The sequence below is a fragment of the Clostridioides sp. LIBA-7678 genome (genome assembly GCF_056716065.1).
The window spans coordinates 47,177-63,499 of record NZ_CP196990.1 but is presented as its reverse complement, the minus strand read 5'-3'; the positions used below and the strand labels follow the sequence as shown (position 1 = coordinate 63,499).

At 27.3% G+C, this 16,323-nt stretch carries 18 protein-coding genes and 1 pseudogene; all 19 read left to right on the top strand.

Annotation, left to right across the window (positions count from 1 at the left end; all coding sequences use genetic code 11):
• Positions 1–94 precede the first annotated feature (94 nt).
• Complete coding sequence (locus tag ACTG46_RS21475) at positions 95–964, top strand: hypothetical protein (protein ID WP_479924357.1); 870 nt, start codon at positions 95–97, stop codon at positions 962–964.
• On the top strand, positions 948–2,723 hold the full coding sequence (locus tag ACTG46_RS21470) for a terminase large subunit domain-containing protein (RefSeq protein WP_284182588.1): 1,776 nt from the start codon (positions 948–950) through the stop codon (positions 2,721–2,723). The genes ACTG46_RS21475 and ACTG46_RS21470 overlap by 17 nt, the downstream gene beginning before the upstream one ends.
• Complete coding sequence (locus ACTG46_RS21465) at positions 2,692–4,176, top strand: hypothetical protein (protein WP_479924356.1); 1,485 nt, start codon at positions 2,692–2,694, stop codon at positions 4,174–4,176. Before ACTG46_RS21470 ends, ACTG46_RS21465 begins: the two co-directional genes overlap by 32 nt.
• On the top strand, positions 4,139–4,366 hold the full coding sequence (locus ACTG46_RS21460) for a hypothetical protein (RefSeq protein ID WP_479924355.1): 228 nt from the start codon (positions 4,139–4,141) through the stop codon (positions 4,364–4,366). Before ACTG46_RS21465 ends, ACTG46_RS21460 begins: the two co-directional genes overlap by 38 nt.
• A gap of 12 nt (positions 4,367–4,378) precedes the next feature.
• Positions 4,379–5,761, top strand: coding sequence for a hypothetical protein (locus ACTG46_RS21455; protein ID WP_479924354.1), 1,383 nt, complete (start codon positions 4,379–4,381; stop codon positions 5,759–5,761).
• Positions 5,762–5,800: 39 nt separating this feature from the next.
• Positions 5,801–6,259, top strand: a complete 459-nt coding sequence (locus ACTG46_RS21450) for a hypothetical protein (protein WP_479924353.1) — start codon at positions 5,801–5,803, stop codon at positions 6,257–6,259.
• Positions 6,260–6,330: 71 nt separating this feature from the next.
• Positions 6,331–7,302, top strand: a complete 972-nt coding sequence (locus tag ACTG46_RS21445; protein ID WP_284182583.1) for a hypothetical protein — start codon at positions 6,331–6,333, stop codon at positions 7,300–7,302.
• Positions 7,303–7,326: 24 nt separating this feature from the next.
• Complete coding sequence (locus ACTG46_RS21440) at positions 7,327–7,920, top strand: hypothetical protein (protein ID WP_284182582.1); 594 nt, start codon at positions 7,327–7,329, stop codon at positions 7,918–7,920.
• Between the two features lie 44 nt (positions 7,921–7,964).
• Entirely contained in the window at positions 7,965–8,600 is a 636-nt protein-coding gene (locus ACTG46_RS21435; RefSeq protein ID WP_284182581.1) for a hypothetical protein, read from the top strand.
• Positions 8,593–9,585 carry a hypothetical protein gene (locus ACTG46_RS21430; protein WP_479924352.1) on the top strand — a complete coding sequence of 331 codons (993 nt, stop codon included), beginning with the start codon at positions 8,593–8,595 and terminating at the stop codon, positions 9,583–9,585. The genes ACTG46_RS21435 and ACTG46_RS21430 overlap by 8 nt, the downstream gene beginning before the upstream one ends.
• Before the next feature lie 60 nt (positions 9,586–9,645).
• On the top strand, positions 9,646–10,095 hold the full coding sequence (locus ACTG46_RS21425; protein ID WP_479924351.1) for a hypothetical protein: 450 nt from the start codon (positions 9,646–9,648) through the stop codon (positions 10,093–10,095).
• Positions 10,095–10,898 carry a hypothetical protein gene (locus tag ACTG46_RS21420; RefSeq protein WP_479924350.1) on the top strand — a complete coding sequence of 268 codons (804 nt, stop codon included), beginning with the start codon at positions 10,095–10,097 and terminating at the stop codon, positions 10,896–10,898. Before ACTG46_RS21425 ends, ACTG46_RS21420 begins: the two co-directional genes overlap by 1 nt.
• Positions 10,899–10,938: 40 nt before the next feature.
• The gene (locus ACTG46_RS21415; protein ID WP_479924349.1) at positions 10,939–11,754 is read left to right on the top strand and encodes a hypothetical protein; all 816 of its coding nucleotides are present in this window, start codon (positions 10,939–10,941) and stop codon (positions 11,752–11,754) included.
• A gap of 133 nt (positions 11,755–11,887) precedes the next feature.
• On the top strand, positions 11,888–13,297 hold the full coding sequence (locus ACTG46_RS21410) for a hypothetical protein (protein ID WP_479924348.1): 1,410 nt from the start codon (positions 11,888–11,890) through the stop codon (positions 13,295–13,297).
• Positions 13,281–14,069 carry a phage tail domain-containing protein gene (locus tag ACTG46_RS21405; protein ID WP_479924347.1) on the top strand — a complete coding sequence of 263 codons (789 nt, stop codon included), beginning with the start codon at positions 13,281–13,283 and terminating at the stop codon, positions 14,067–14,069. Before ACTG46_RS21410 ends, ACTG46_RS21405 begins: the two co-directional genes overlap by 17 nt.
• A 15-nt stretch (positions 14,070–14,084) precedes the next feature.
• Complete coding sequence (locus tag ACTG46_RS21400) at positions 14,085–14,534, top strand: hypothetical protein (RefSeq protein WP_479924346.1); 450 nt, start codon at positions 14,085–14,087, stop codon at positions 14,532–14,534.
• The gene (locus ACTG46_RS21395) at positions 14,535–14,969 is read left to right on the top strand and encodes a hypothetical protein (protein ID WP_479924345.1); all 435 of its coding nucleotides are present in this window, start codon (positions 14,535–14,537) and stop codon (positions 14,967–14,969) included. It begins immediately after the preceding gene.
• 174 nt (positions 14,970–15,143) lie between these two features.
• Positions 15,144–15,584: a phage antirepressor KilAC domain-containing protein gene (locus ACTG46_RS21390; RefSeq protein WP_479924344.1), complete on the top strand. Its 441-nt coding sequence runs from the start codon at positions 15,144–15,146 to the stop codon at positions 15,582–15,584.
• A gap of 151 nt (positions 15,585–15,735) precedes the next feature.
• Positions 15,736–16,076: pseudogene (locus tag ACTG46_RS21385) on the top strand (BRO-N domain-containing protein); the annotation flags it as partial.
• Positions 16,077–16,323: the final 247 nt, after the last annotated feature.

Below are 16,323 nucleotides of genomic sequence, written 5' to 3'. Positions count from 1 at the left end.
ATGGTATTGTATTAGTCCTTTAATGGGGCTAAATTCAATCTCCCTTCAGAGGTCAGTTTCATGCTGACCTCTCTTTTTTCATCTCAAAAGGAGAGTGATAAAAATAGCTAGAAAAGGTAAGATTAAATGTTCTTGTTGTGGAGAAGAAAAGTCAGCAGCAAGAGATTTCTATAGCAGCTCTAGTAAATTACATAAGAGCTTGAGTACTTTCCCTATGTGTAAGAATTGTGTTGAAGAATTGTATGATGAATTAGTTTACAAGTATGCTGGGGATAAAAAAATAGCAGCAAAGAGATTATTTATAATGTTAGATGTTTACTATGATGAAGATTTGTATAATTCATGTGTCAATAAGGAAACTAAAGGAAAATCTAAATGGTTAGGCGGGTACATGAAGACTAAAGCAAATGCCAGATATGCAAGTAAATCAAGTCTCGATAACATTAATTCAAAAAATTCAATTGAAGATGATATTGATTCTGATTGTAAATTAAATAAAATAGAAACAAATAATGAGATGGTTGAAAGATGGGGGCCGGGGCTAAAAAAAGAAGATTATATGTTCTTAGAGAGTAAATTTAATGAGTTTTCTATGGCATATCAATGTAAAAGACCTGCTGAAAAAATGTTGTTTGAACAAATTTCTAAATGTTTATTGAAGAGTAATGAGTCACTAAGAAATAGTGATATTACAGGGTTTGAGAAAATGAATACCTTAATATCAAAACTTACGAATGATGCAAATATAAAACCTATTCAAGAAGCCAATTTGGCAGAAAATGAGACTATTACATGGGGTACATGGGTTGACAAAATAGAGAATTATAGACCAATAGGAGAGTCTTCAGAACAATTTAAAGATGTAGATAAAATAAAAACATATATTGATAAATGGTTTATAGGACAAATGAGAAAAGTGTTTGATTTAGCTAGTGAGGATAATCCAAATGATGACCAAGACTAGAAAATTAAATAATAACGAAATTAATTTAGATAAAAGTAAAGCTTTTGAAGAAGGAATAATTGAATGGACTAAGTTCTATAGAGAAAATCCACATAGATTTTGTATTGATTATTTTGGCCTTAATTTATATTTAGTTCAAATTATTCTTATATATATGTTTGATAAATGTAATTATGCAATGCTTATATGTGCTAGAGGATTTGCAAAGAGCTGGATTGCTGCTGTATATGCATGTTGTAGAGCCGTTTTATATCCAAATTCTAAAATTGGTATAGCTGCATTTACTAAATCACAGGCAGAGCTTATTATAAGGGAGAAAATAGAGAAAGAGTTAGTAAAACAATCTCCTATGTTGGCCAGAGAAATAAAAAAAATAGAATATAACAATAAATTCTCCAAAGTTACATTTCACAATGGAAGCACTATAGAAGCAATAGTCTCAAATGAGCAATCGAGAGGATTCCGTTTTAATATACTTATAGTGGATGAATTTAGATTAGTAAAAAAAGAAATACAAGATAGAATTCTTAAACCATTTTTAAATGTAAGTAGAAATCTAAAATTCAAAAAAGATGGGAAATATGAAGATTATCCTCCAGAACCTAATAAAGAATTGTATTTAAGTAGTGCATGGTTTAGAATGCATGAAGCATATGACAAATTTAAATTGTATGTGAAAGATATGATAGATGGTAGAGATAAATTTGTACTTAATTGTAATTATAAACTTTCTCTTTATCATGGGATATTAGATAAAGAAAGAGCAGATGAAATGAAAAGAGAAATGGATGCTGTTTCTTGGATTATGGAGATGGAATCACTTTTCTTTGGAGAAAATGAAGATGCGATATTTAAATCATCTTATGTAAATCCATGTAGGACATTGAAAAATCCATTTTATCCTCCAACGGATTTGGAAGTGTTGTCTGCTAAAAATGGGAAGATTAAGTGTAATTTACAAAAAAGGAAAGGCGAGTTAAGAATAATTTCTGCTGACATTGCCATTGCAGAAGGAGATAACAATGATAACTCAGTATATACATGTTGGAGATTGTTGCCTGAGAAAGATTATTATGAAAGAATGGTTGTTCATATAGAATCTCATAATGGTATGAAACCAGATAAACAAGCAATAAGATTAAAACAATTATTCTTTGATTTTGAAGCTGATTTCTTAGTTGTAGATACTCAAGGAGTAGGACAGAGTGTTTTATCTGATTTACTTAGAGTTAATTATGATGATGCCAGAAATAAGGAATACAATGCATTTTCTCATGCAAATACAAATCATTTACATAATAATTTTATTACAAAAGAGAATTATCCAGTTATATTTGAAATTAAAGCATATGGACAAATAAATCATGATTGTATAATTGGTTTACTGGATGTTTTCCTGAAAAATAGAATAAAATTACCTATAAATGATGTAGAAGCAAATGATATGTTAAGTAGTACATCTGGGTATGCAAAGAAAAATTATATAGACCAAGCAAGAATGATATTGCCATATAAACAAACTACGCTACTTGTAAACGAATTAATTAACTTAGAAACTGTTAAAAATGATGGTCAAAAGTGGCTTAAAGTTAAAGAAAAAGGAAAAGCACGAAAAGACAGATATTCTTCTTTAGCATATGGAAATTATCTAGCAAATTTACTGGATATAGAATTAAAAAAGAGAAATAGTAAAGAAAATGGACAAATAATTTCATTCTGGTCAGGAGGTGGAAACCATAATAGAACTCAAAGGAGATAAAAAAGATTATACTTTAGACCAAATAAAGTACTTAAATGAGCAACTAAGACAAAGAAATTATGCAATGATAGAAAATACTATAAATCTGTCAAATGAAATGTACAAGATAAGAAATATAAGTAGAGACCAAGTAAGAAAAGCTATGACAGACCCTTACAAAAATGTAGAATTACTACAAAAGGTTAGCCTTTTACTCAAAGAAACATCAGGTACATATAAGAGAATTCTAAATATGATTTCAACCATGAATACATTTGACCATTATATAATACCAGCAAACATTTCTAAATTTAAAGATAAAAATGATTATATCAATTCTTTTTTTAAATCAGCAACTCTTCTAAAAAAATATCAACTTAAACATATTTGTCCTTGGATAACTGAAAAAGTATTAGAACAAGGAGAAATATATCTATATAAAATTGAAGATTCAAAATGTATAATGATGCAACAAATACCAGCTTCTTATTGCACAACAACATCTAAAGTAAATGGGGTATTAAGGTATGGTATTGATTTACGAAAAATAAATAGAAAGACTTTATCAGCATTTCCAGTAGAAGTTCAAGAAGCATATAAAAAATTAAATGATGGAAGATTAAAAAAAGAAGACTTAATAGAAAACAAATACTATGAATTAAGTGATAATGCTGTAGCATTTAATATAGATATTGATTCGACAAAAGGAGTACCATTTTTTAGCTTTTTATTTGATGATATTTTAGAGCTTGAAGATATGAAAGATTTAAAAGGTTCTAATGCAATTATTGAAAGTATTAAGTTAATACATGGAAAAGTACCTTATGGTAAAAATGATGAACCATTAGTTTCCTTTGATTTATTAAGTGCGTACTACCATGATATAAAATCTAATTTACCAGCAGGGACATCTGTAGCAGTAACCCCACTAGATATGGAAGGGATTAATCTAAGTGATGGAAAATCAAAAATTAATGATTATGTTAAAGAAGCAAAAGAATTTATATTTGATAATGCTGGAATCAATACAGCTCTTTTTAACTCAGACAAAATAAATACAGAATCAATTGCAGATGGTGTTATAGCAGATAGTTTAATACCTATGAGGATTCAAAATGAGATAGAAACATGGATAAATTATGAACTAAATAAAAAGAACTCATCTAAAGCATTTCAACTTTACTTTGTTGGGACAACTCATTTTAACCAATCTAAGATATCACAACAACTTAGAGAAAATATAAATAGTGTAGGAGATAGTAGGTTAGTATATTTAGCTAGTACTGGAAAAGAACCAATCGAAATTGCTAATTTATATAAAGCAGAACAACTAATGGAAATAGATGATTTATTACCAGTAAAACAAGCTTCATATACATATTCAAATGCTGACGCTGGAAGACCTACTAATGAAGACAAAGGTGATGGTGATACAAATGGAAATAAATCAGATAGAAAAGATGAGAATAAATAATGAACGATTTATTATTGCATTTACAAGCGATAAAAAAGACGAATTAATTAAAAAAGGCTTTACTTTTATTAATGAAAATAAGTATGGTAAAGAATCAGTTTATTTATTTGAAAATAAACCTACTGAAATACTTAATTTTGAGAAGGAAGATTTTAAAGATATAAGTTTTAGCGATGTAATGTTTATTTAAGGAGGTGAAAGGTTGAAAGTAGTTAGTATTCCATGTGGATTTGAGACATTTTCTAATGAAGAAGATGATAGAAAATTAAATGTAAAACTAAAAATTTTACATGAAGGCAAAAATTTAAATAAAACTAAGTTTGATTTACCAACTATAAATGAAGCAGAATCAACTTTATCAGATATACCAATACTTGGATATATAAAATATGATGATGAAGAAAATGCAGTAGATTTTGATGAGCATAATATGATAACTAAAGTTGTAAAGGATAATGATGGTTATTCTATAGAGTATAAATTCTTAGAAAGACCACTTGGAGTTATTCCAAATAATACTGAAATAACTTATACAGAAGAAGATGGAAAGACATATCTAAACTGTACAGGGCTTATATGGAAACATTATTCTAATTCAGCATATCAATTATTGACAGAGTCAAAGTCAAAAAGTGTAAGTATGGAAATAGCAGTTGAAGATGGAGAAGTTGATAAAGCTGATGGTTATTATAATATTAAAAAGTTTAGTTTTTTAGGAATTACTATTTTAGGAGATGATGTTGTACCTGGAATTGAAGGGGCATCTATAAATACATATAGTAATTTTTCAAAATATAAAAAAGCAATTTATGATATTTGCAAAGAAATGTATTCGTTTGAAGGAAAGGAGGAAGATATATTGAGTACAAATAAGAACTATGGACTATCAACAGAAAATATAAGAATTTCTATTAATAGTCAATTAAAAAATAAGATGGTTGAGGTTGAAGACCCTTACTGGGGAGGTAAATACACAACTAGAGAATATTATTTAAGAACTATTCTACCTGAAGAAAAAATAGCTATATTAGAAGATAATATAAATTATTGTGACTATTATGGTATACCATATTCTATAGATGGAGATGATGTTGTTTTAGATTATGAAAACAGAAAATCATATATAGAAGAATGGAGAGAGAAAAAAGAAGGAGAAGTTATAGAAATTTTTTCTAAAGAGGATACTTTAAAAGATTTAGTCCTTGAGAAATTTAATGAAAAAGAGACTGAAATAAAAAATTTAAATGAAGAACTGGAAAACTTAAGAGAATTTAAAGCCGATAAAGAAATGGAAGAATATAAAGAAAAAATTTCTAATGTTATCTCAGAGTTTAATTCTTTAACGGAGGATGAGGTTAAGACTTTTAAAGAATCAGCTATAAACAAAGAGTTATCTTTAGAGGAGCTAAGAAAAGAGTTAAGTTTACTTGATTATGCTAAGTTAAAAGAAAACACAAAGAAATTTAATTCTGACAAGGGACTTATAGTTGAAGAAGCAAAAATAAATTATTCATCTACATTAGAAGATGAAAATAAAAATACAAAATCATATGAACAAATATTGAAAAAACACTCAAATAAGTAGTGTTTATTTTTATGAAAAAATAAAAAAGGAGATATAAAAATGGCAGATAAAGCGATATTAAATTGTGATATAGATAAATATCCAGATGTTGTAACAGCAAAAAATGGCAGTGATGTTTTAGAAAATGGTGCAATAGTTGCGTTAGGTGGCTTAGTAGATTCAGAATTAGGAAATGACTGTTATAAAATAGAAAAATTATCAGAAGGATGCAGATTTGGAATTTTAGATAGTGTTGCACTTCAATATGATGAAAGATTAGATGAAAGAGATTATGAATTAAAAGCAAATGAAATAGATAGAGTTAGGTTACCTCATAGAGGATTATGTATGACATTAGCTAAAAAACATTTTGATGGTGTAGTAGCTGTTGGTGACGAATTAGAACTTAAGACGGATACATATAAGTTGACAAAAAAAACTACTGGGGTAGTAGTTGCAAGAGTTGAAGAATTATATAACTTTAATGGACAAGATTCAGTATACATATCTTTTATGTAATAACAAATAGGAGAATTGGAGACAGTTCTTTTTTTTTATGCAAAAAATGACTAATGGAAGGTGGAAAAAAGATGGCTATAGATATAATAGCATTAAAAGATTTATCAAATGATATATTAAATAAAAAAGTAAAAAATTATGCTCAGTGTGAGGATGCATTGAGAAAAGAAATAATAGATATATGTGGAGGTAAGTGGGGGCAATATACATTCTTTGAAAATAAGTATAAGATATTTCAAATATTATCTGAAACAATAACTGATAAAGTAAATAGATTAACTGAAGAAGCATTTTCAGATTTTTGTGATGTAGAAAACTTTGATTTAGGCAATAAGAAAGAATTTACAGTTAAAAATACTGATTTATTAAGAATAGCAAATATAGCTGAAGGTAAGAACAGCACAAGAAGACAAAGACTATTAGAGAAAAAAGTTCCTACATCTGCATTTAAATTAGCAATAGCAATATATGAAGAATTCGATAGATTTATAACTGGAAGAATAGACTGGTCTGAGATGGTAGATAGAGTATCAGCTACATTCCAGCATCATATAGCAGAAGCAATAGCATCTACTATGGAAGGAGCTTATACATCTGTACATACTAATTTAAAAACTAGTGCTGCGTATTCAGATAAAGACTTGAAGAAAATAGTTAATAAAGTAAAAGGAGCTACTGGACAATCCGTGGCTATATATGGGACTCCAGAAGCAGTTGGTAATATAGAAGGTGTTGGGGCTGACTTAGATAAAGATGACAAGAGAAATTTTGGTTATGTTAAAAATTTCAGTGGGACACCAGTAATAGAATTGCCTAACTATTATGATGTTGAAAGAGATAAGTGGGCATTAAGTAATAATATTTTATATGTTATACCAAATGATGAAAAGATAATCAAACTAGGATTTGAAGGCGATACATTAATAATAGAAAGTACTGATGGAACAGGTAGAGATGACCAACAAATAGAGATGTTCATGTCAAGAAAAATGCATTTAGCTGTTGTTGTAGCTTCTAAGTTTGGTATGTATAAAATACAATAGTATTGTTTAGAAGGGAGATTATAAATGGCTGGAAAAGTAAAAAAAGATGTTTTAAATGGAGTTGAACAAATTAACGAAACTGAAATATTAAAAAAGAAAAGTTCAAGAAAGAGCTACAAACAATTAAGAAGTGAGTTAAGAAAACTAAAAGATGAAATAGAAGTTGAAATAATGAATTTAGATACTGGCACTGTTCTTTATAGAGATAAAGATGAAAGAATAATATTTGAAATGAATAAAGTTGGAGAAAAAACATTTATATTGTTATCTGATTTATATGAAATATCAAATAAACATAGAGGATATTTTGAAAACTATCTTATAACTATAGTTGATGTTGATAGTGATGACTATACAATTGAAGATATATTAGAATATTTAAATTTGAAAGACATATATGAGTATTTAGATGAGTATGACTTAGATTACATAAATTATATATTATTAAAACTAGATAATGATAGATTTGTGAATATAGTTGAAAAAGCCAATTATGGTTTAATAGAGTGTTTAGGTTCAAGAGTAATCGAATTGTATAAAAAGGGTAAGTTTGATTCTCGTTATAAAGAGCATTTAATAGCTACTAGGTTAGGTTTACAAAATTTATTTGAGGATTAAGGTGATGTATAACATCACCTATCTTATAAAAGGAAGGTGATGTTATGGCTACTCCCATAAAAGAAATATACAAACAATTTCTTTCTCTAATAAATGATGAAGAGATGTTATTACTTGAAGAAGAAATAATTGAGGAAATGATGTATTCATATCTTCAAAAGGCTACATTTGATTTTTTTGAATGTAAAAAAGATTTATCTATAATAGGACAAGAAGAATCATGTATTACAATTCCAATTTGCCAATCAGAATTTATTATTGAACATAATAATAAATATGCAGAAATAAAACTAATAGGAAATAATACAAATAAAGAATATGAAATAAATAAAGATTATACTATAGAATTTAAAGAAGAAAATTGTGTAATAACCTTTGAAACAGAAACAGAGGAAGAAATTTTATTTAAGAATAAATATCTAGGAGAAATAATTTCAGACCTTGATTTAGATGAAATAATTATATTAGCTTATGGAATGATGATTTGGTGGCTTCAACCTAAGATTCTTAGAGAAGAAAACTTAAAACAGATGTTAACTGATTCAGATTATAATACCAAATCTGGTGCTAATATGTTAGCAAAACTTTGTTTATTAGAAGTTCAAATTAGAGAACAACTTGCCAAATATAAGACAAGATATGTATATAAAGGGTTTAAAGGTTGGGATAAAATTGAATAGTTATATTAGTAATTATAAAAAAAGAATTGGTCTTGGATGTTCAACTCCTAAAGAAAAAAGAATATTACAACTGAGATTAAGTTTTAAGAAATACTTAAAAGAAACACCAACTTGTATTGAAGTACCAATAACTGATATAGATGAAGTTTATATAACAGAAGATACTAAAAGAGCTGTAGTTGCAATTAATGATATAACTAATAATGATAAAAGGTCTCTAGATGAAAAAAATCTATTAGTTGAATCAGATTTGAATGTAGATGTAGGTTGTTATCTTTTTTATGATAATTGTTATTGGTTGACAGTATTTAAAGAACATAAAGAAATGGATACATATAAGCATTTTATAATAAAAAGATGTAATCAATTCTTTAATTATAAGTATAAAGGTCAATCATATAAGATTCCAATTTCAGTAGAGAACTTAACTTTGTATTCAGATGGTATGGCAGATAATAAATACACATCTGTATCTGACACTAAAAGGCAACTTTATTATGGTAGTAATCCTATAACAAAGACTATAGACATTGATACTAGAATAATGCTAACTAATAAGACTGTTTTTAGAGTTACATCAATTAATGATTTCGAGTACAATGGCAGAGAAACAGGAGCAGATGGACTTATAAAAGCTATATGTCTACAGGATGCTTTAATTTCAAAAGACGATACAATAAATAATATTGCTTGGAATGACTTATCTGAAAATGACAATGTAATTATACCTTTTGACAAAATAATAGGTGATGAATTTATAAACTTAGGAGAAGAAAATGAATACACTATAGACTATATGAGAGACGTTGAGTGGCTCTTAGACAAGCAGTATAGATTTTGTAATATAATTAATCAAAATGAGAAAACATGCACGTTACAGAGTGGTGTATTGGCTAAATACTCTGGACTAGAAATTTTATTATTAGCAAAAGACAAAGAAACAAATGAAACTATAGATACTAAAAAGATAACACTAAGGGGGTAGATATTATTAGCTTATATGGCTTTCCCTAACAAAATGATAAGCAATATAGGAACAACTCTGATGTCAAATCAAGATTTCGCTAAATTTATGATTTATAATGATGAATCCCAAAAAGATATTTTATCCATGCCTGATATAAAAAATCCAGTTAAAAAGCTTAGAAACAAGAAAGTATTTTTTAATAGAAGAGTAGAAAAAGTTTTAAAAGAAGCAGATGTTTCAGTTTATATTATGTTAAAAGAATATAGACGTTGTTCTGAAGCAAGTAGAACAGTTAAAAAAACAAAGATAGAAATTGGTATTGTCTGCCACGATGAATGTCAAGATACAATAAATGGTTTAAGAGATGTCGCACTGGTAGATTGCATTGTTAATACAATAACTGAAAATAAAGAAATAGCTGGTATAGGTAAAATTAAATTAGAAGATACATACCAAATGTACAATTTAAGTACAGATTACAATGGTTTTATAATAACTGTGTCTGCTGAAAGCTTTGGTGATATGTAATGTTAGAAAATTATTATGTGACAGGACTTCCGATAAAATTAAGTGAAACACTAGGAACTGTATATCAACCAACTATTAGAGAACTTATTGAATTAAATATGGCTAATTTAGAAATAGTAAATCCTTTTTTAATACTCGAAAAGAGCTATTCTCAACTATGTAATGAGGAATCATTTGAATTAAGGTGCAAATATGACACCATACCCATCTTGGATTTAATGATATTGACATCAAAAAAAGACTCTTCTGAGAAAGTTGAATTACTTAGTGACAAGATAAAAAAATCTTTATCTATATTATATAAAACTAATATTAAAAATATTGAGTATATGAATAATATTAAAACTGGTATTTTAATTAAATTTGATGATAAGAAGAAAAATGCTTTTATAAGCAGAGAAGACTTTGAATTAGTATTAGATTTGATTTTAGAGATGTTTTGTATTGATAAAAAGAATTTATTTAAAGATGATGAAGACAAGTGGGTTGAAAATACTGGCTCTGAAAGAGAAAAGCAGTTAATCGAACGCTTCAAAGAGAAAGAAAGAAAAAGAAAAGAAAAGGAAGCTTATCATCTGTGTGATTATATAAATGTAGTTCAAAATATTGATGGGTATATTTCTATAAATGAAATATTAAATATGACATATTGGCAACTTATAAATACTTATAAAACAAAGATACAATTTAAAAACTATGATGAAAATTTAGGTTATGCATGGTCTTTTAAGTATCAAATTGATACAGATAAAATGAAACATTGGTCTAAAGAAATAAAAATACAAACTAGCACTGTTAAATAGCAGTGTTATTTTTATGTAAAAATGAGAGGATGATTAAATAATGAGATTTGCGATAAAAGATGCAAGTAATATAATAGTAAAAAATAAAACAACTGGAGAACCACTTTTCTATACAGCTGATTTAAATGCGTTTAACTTTAAATTGGATTCAGAAAGTGTATATGCAAAAGCTAAAGGTGCAAATGCCATTGCCTTTGATGGCAGCGTGACTTGTAGTTTATCGCTCGAACAAGAGGTAATACAAATGCCACAACTGGCAATGTTATTAGCTTCTGATATGGTTGAAGAATCTGCTAAGGTTGGTAAAAGAAAATTATTAACTTCTGATGGTACTAAGAAAGTTACTTTAGAAAATGTAAAACCAGTCACTAATAGTATATCTGTATATAGTGTTGAAAAAGATGGTATATCTTTAGTTAAGAAATTACAATTTACTTCAACTGTAACAGGTTCTAATACGGAGATAACAATATCTACTGCTGATTTTAATGCAGGTGATAAAGTAGCGGTATTTTACTTAGAAGAGTTACCAAAAGCAAAAGTTATAAAAATAAAAGAAGAATCTACTGCTCCAAACTATGTAGTAGAGGCAGATGTTATGGCTAAAACTGCTGACGGTGAATATATGGTATTATACATGACTATTCCAAATGCTAAAGCACAAAGAAGTATAGAGTTAAATCTTACTGCTGAAAATCCATCTGGATTTAATATGACACTAGATGTTTTACCAGATGAAAATAAAGAATATGTGACATTTGCATTTGTTGGAAATGAAGATGTTAGCCCTATTAGAATGGCTTCTATGCTTGGTGCTGAGCTAATAGACGAAAAAGATACTAAATCTAAGAAATAGTGAATTACCCTACTCTTAATTGAGTAGGGGTTATTTTTTTAATTTTGTATTTGATTTTAATCGCATTTGAAATTAAAAAAATGAAAGAAGGTGATTTTTTATAGAGCTGAAAGATATAAAAATAAGAAAAGGAATGAGTAAGCAAGAAGTAAACCATTTAATAAATAAGTATTTAGAATTAATTGATAATGTTTATTTTGGGAAAGAATACAATCATAATTGGAGATGTAAATGTGGAAATCTTATAGAAAATAGAAAATGGCATAATATAAGATATGATAAGATGTTTAAGTGTAAAAAATGTAAATATGAAGAAATAGAATACCGATATAGATATGAGGTAGAAAAAGATGGGGAATATGAATACATAAAAAGTTTTAGAGCTGGAGAAAAATTACCAAATGGAAAAATAGTATATAATCCTTTTATACAAATAAAACACAAGTATTGTGGTAACATATATGAAGTAAATGCAAATAATTTTATAAATACAGGTCAAAGATGCCCAAAGTGTTGTCAAAAATATGAAAATTCAATTCTATATAAAAATAAATATATAGCAAATTTAATATATATGGATGAGCATAAAAATAATGTTAATCCTAAATTAATTTATGCCAATTCAAATAAAAGATTTTATCTCAAATGTCCCAGATGCAATAAAATTAGTAGTAATCCAAAAACTCTATCTAAGTTCTCAAATAAAGATAATTATAATTGCGAATATTGTTCAGATGGTATTTCAGTACCAGAAAAATTTATGTCTAGTATATTAAATCAGTTAAATTTAAAATTCATTACACAGCCATCGAATTTAAATTTTTTATGGATAACAAACAATATAAGATATGATTTTTATATAAAGAAATTAAATATAATAATTGAAACACATGGTAAACAACATTATGAACAAATGCTTAGAAAAGGTGTAAAAAATAAAGTCAGAAGTCTAAAAGAAGAACAAATCAATGATAAATTTAAAAAAGAATTAGCTATAGAAAATGGAATAGAAGAAAAAAAATATATAGTCATAGATTGTAGAAATTCTGAGTTGGCTTGGCTAAAAGAAAATATTACTAAGTCACTAGGGAATATATTAGATTTAAGTAATATAGATTGGAATAAAGCATGGGAAGAAAGTCAGAATAGTCTATGTGTTAAAGCATGGGAACTATGGAATAATGGAACTAGAAGTACTAAAAAAATAGGACATATATTAAATTTAAACATTAGCACTATATGCAGATATTTGAAAATAGGAGCAGAATTAAGGCTCTGTAATTATAATCCTAGCACTCAAGCATCTGAAATCAAATCCAGCAAAAAAATATTGGTATTTCCAAATGGTAAAAAAATAAACTTTCCTTCGATAAATCATTTATGTGAGTTTTTATGCATCTCAAGAAGTTCTTATTATAAAAATATAGAACAAAACAACAATAAAATTGATTCAAATATATCTGATAGGCTGAAAACTAAGATGTTATTATTTGATGGGTGTATTGTTATAAATAACAATGAGGAGGATGAGTATTATTTTTAATTCAGAAAATTTTTACTTTAATGGAAGATATAATAGAGATAATGGTGTGATTTTAGTAACTATGGATTCTGATATTTTGAATAACTATGGATTGTCTTATAGTGAGCCTTTGAAATCTGAAAATACTTTTAATAATAATCCATATTATTTTTTAGATGAAAATGATATAGAGACTGTTACAGTGATGATATGTTTAGTAGATGAACACAATAATCCAGAGGTATGGAATGATTATATATTAGAAGATATATGTAGATGGCTTACAACCTCAGATTTTAAAGAATTTATTAGTGAAGATAATATAGAAAATATTTATTATTTTAAAATGAAAAAAATAACTAAAAAATTCAATCACTTAGGTTATGGAATCCTAGAAATAGAGTTCCAGCCATACACAAATTATGCATATAAAAATTTTCAAAAATCAATAACTGTCAAAGATACAAGGGAAATTAAACTAAATAATATATCTAATGTAGATGAAGAATATGCCCCAGTAATTGATGTTGAATGTTTGGAAAATGGAGATATAACTATTAGAAATGCTAGTATTAGTGATAATGAAGAAGATAGTTTAATCATAACTGGATTAGAGTTAAATGAAAAAATAACAATAGATAATTTATACTATACTGTTTTAAATAGCGATGGGAAAAATAGATTTAGTACAGTTAATAGGAAATGGATAAAGTTGAAAAAGGGTGTAAATATATTGAAATTTACTGGGAACTGTAAAGTTTCTATTAAGTGTAAATATCCAATAATAAAATAAAAGGGAGAGATAAATATGAGTAAAATACAAGTTGATAGATTAATGCAAGATGAGGTAAGAGCTATAATACCAATCATAGATGAGAATGGTAAAGAGGAGTATATAGAGGTTAGGAATCCAGATAAAAAAACTAAGGAAGAGATATTAAATAAAATATGGGCTGGTATGGAAAGTCCAGATTTAGCATTGTCTCAAGAAGATATTCTTAAAATGTTGGTTGACAGGTTGACTAATATAGAACTAAATATTGAAATAGAAGATTTGATAAATGGTAATATATCTAGTGAATTAGAAACTGTGATGTATCACATAGGTCAAATAGAAAATGAGTTAACTGCATCCTTACTAATGAATACTGAGATTAAATTAGGTCAGTTAAAAAATGAAATGTTACAAGATAGAGTACTTAAAGAGACTGAGGAAATTGAAAAAATGAATAATATCAAAGATAAGGTAGTGAATTAAATGGTATTTAAGTCTTTAGATGAGTTAGTTGCTTATACTAAAGTTAAGATTGCTGCATCTATGCCAGAAGTTGGAGAAGAAATGAAGGAAATTATGAAAGAAGAGGTAGTTAAACAGGCTTATGGAAGTTTTATCCCAACTATTTATGAAAGAACAGGAGATTTATTAGATGCTTCTGAAATAGCTGAGATTACTGCAAATTCTGTTACATCTGAGATAAAAGATAATGGAGGATGGAGTTCTCTTAGAGGTGGTCATTTCTTCCCTATGTATGGATTTGAAGGTGGTAGTGTTTGGACTCATGGTAGCACGAGAGAAGAACCTAAATTTAGACCTCAAACAAATATAATGTCTGAGAGTAAAGCTAAAGCACAAGAGAGAGTACCTAAGTGTTTTAAAACTACAATGAATGGATTGGGTGTACCAGTAGAATAAGATATTTCATATACACATTTTCTTAAAATAAATAAAATTAAAAAATATATTGTAAAATATAAAAAAGTATGATACTATTTAAAAATAGAGAGTTAATATATTAATGATATTTTTTAATTAATATCAACAACTAAATAAAATGCAAAATGAATTTAAAAAAGGAGAAATGTTTATATGAATAAAGAAAGAAAAGATGAAATACTATCTAATCTAGACATAATTATAAGACTTGCTACAGATTTAAAAGAAGAAAGAGCAAAAAGAATAGCCTTAGAAGAAACTAATAATAAACAACAACAAATAATAGGAGAGCTTAAGTCAAAAACTGATTATACAGATTTGATACTTAAAGATAAAGGATTAATAACTACATCTCAAATAGCAAAAGACTATGGTATGAGTAGTAATGATATGAATGAAAAGCTTCAAGAATTAAGAATACAATTCAGACAGGATGGACAGTGGCTATTATATGGAGATTATCAAGCTGAAGGATATACAGACTTTGACATTAGGACTGATATTAAGTGGACTCAAAAAGGAAGATTAATGATATATAAGAAATTAAAGTCTATTGGGATATTACCTATCATTGAGATTAGTGAAGCTTGTTGATACTAACAAATATTCGAACAAAAAGATTTCAAGATAATATTAATAACTACATAATAAGATGATTTCTAGAGAAATTAGTATGTAGAATCAATATTATTCTAATCTCTCTAGTCAAATAATAAAATAGGGAGATGTTTCAATGAAAAATGAAATGAAAGTAGAAATATTTAAAAACGAGCAGTTTGGTGAAATTAGGGTATTAGAAAAAAGTGGAGAACCTTGGTTTGTGGGAAAAGATGTAGCTGAAATGTTAGGGTATTCCAATTCAAGAGATGCTTTAAAAAAGCATATAGACGAAGAAGATAAGGGGGTAGCGAAATGCGACACCCTTAGAGGAAAACAAATTTTAACAATTATTAACGAAAGTGGATTATATAGTTTAATCTTAAGTTCTAAATTGGTAGAAGCTAAAAAAATCAAAAGATGGGTACAACTGAAGTATTACCTACAATAAAAAAACATGGAGCTTATATGACAGATGATAAGATAGAAGAAAAAGTTCGCTAAACTAAATAAAATTAAAATATATATTTAATAACTGTGAAGGGGGCGATGTTTCATAGCTGCCTTGTGAAAGATGAAAGAGCAAAATGATATAATTTCAAGACATTGTAAGGGGGTCGTGAAACACGAGGTTGTTTATGTGGGGACATAAGAAGATATCAATAATTACATAATGAGGTATTACTAAAGAGGTTAGTATGTGGTTATTGATATCGTTCTAATCTCTTTGGTGAAA

Excerpts from the sequence above, each read along its gene's own strand:
- ACTG46_RS21410 (WP_479924348.1), top strand. The coding sequence starts at position 11,888 with ATGAGTAAGCAAGAAGTAAACCATTTAATAAATAAGTATTTAGAATTA.
- ACTG46_RS21400 (WP_479924346.1), top strand. The coding sequence starts at position 14,085 with ATGAGTAAAATACAAGTTGATAGATTAATGCAAGATGAGGTAAGAGCT.
- ACTG46_RS21445 (WP_284182583.1), top strand. The coding sequence starts at position 6,331 with ATGGCTATAGATATAATAGCATTAAAAGATTTATCAAATGATATATTA.
- ACTG46_RS21425 (WP_479924351.1), top strand. The coding sequence starts at position 9,646 with ATGTCAAATCAAGATTTCGCTAAATTTATGATTTATAATGATGAATCC.
- ACTG46_RS21405 (WP_479924347.1), top strand. The coding sequence starts at position 13,281 with ATGAGTATTATTTTTAATTCAGAAAATTTTTACTTTAATGGAAGATAT.
- ACTG46_RS21415 (WP_479924349.1), top strand. The coding sequence starts at position 10,939 with ATGAGATTTGCGATAAAAGATGCAAGTAATATAATAGTAAAAAATAAA.
- ACTG46_RS21420 (WP_479924350.1), top strand. The coding sequence starts at position 10,095 with ATGTTAGAAAATTATTATGTGACAGGACTTCCGATAAAATTAAGTGAA.
- ACTG46_RS21440 (WP_284182582.1), top strand. The coding sequence starts at position 7,327 with ATGGCTGGAAAAGTAAAAAAAGATGTTTTAAATGGAGTTGAACAAATT.
- ACTG46_RS21460 (WP_479924355.1), top strand. The coding sequence starts at position 4,139 with ATGGAAATAAATCAGATAGAAAAGATGAGAATAAATAATGAACGATTT.
- ACTG46_RS21395 (WP_479924345.1), top strand. The coding sequence starts at position 14,535 with ATGGTATTTAAGTCTTTAGATGAGTTAGTTGCTTATACTAAAGTTAAG.
- ACTG46_RS21435 (WP_284182581.1), top strand. The coding sequence starts at position 7,965 with ATGGCTACTCCCATAAAAGAAATATACAAACAATTTCTTTCTCTAATA.
- ACTG46_RS21470 (WP_284182588.1), top strand. The coding sequence starts at position 948 with ATGATGACCAAGACTAGAAAATTAAATAATAACGAAATTAATTTAGAT.
- ACTG46_RS21390 (WP_479924344.1), top strand. The coding sequence starts at position 15,144 with ATGAATAAAGAAAGAAAAGATGAAATACTATCTAATCTAGACATAATT.
- ACTG46_RS21450 (WP_479924353.1), top strand. The coding sequence starts at position 5,801 with ATGGCAGATAAAGCGATATTAAATTGTGATATAGATAAATATCCAGAT.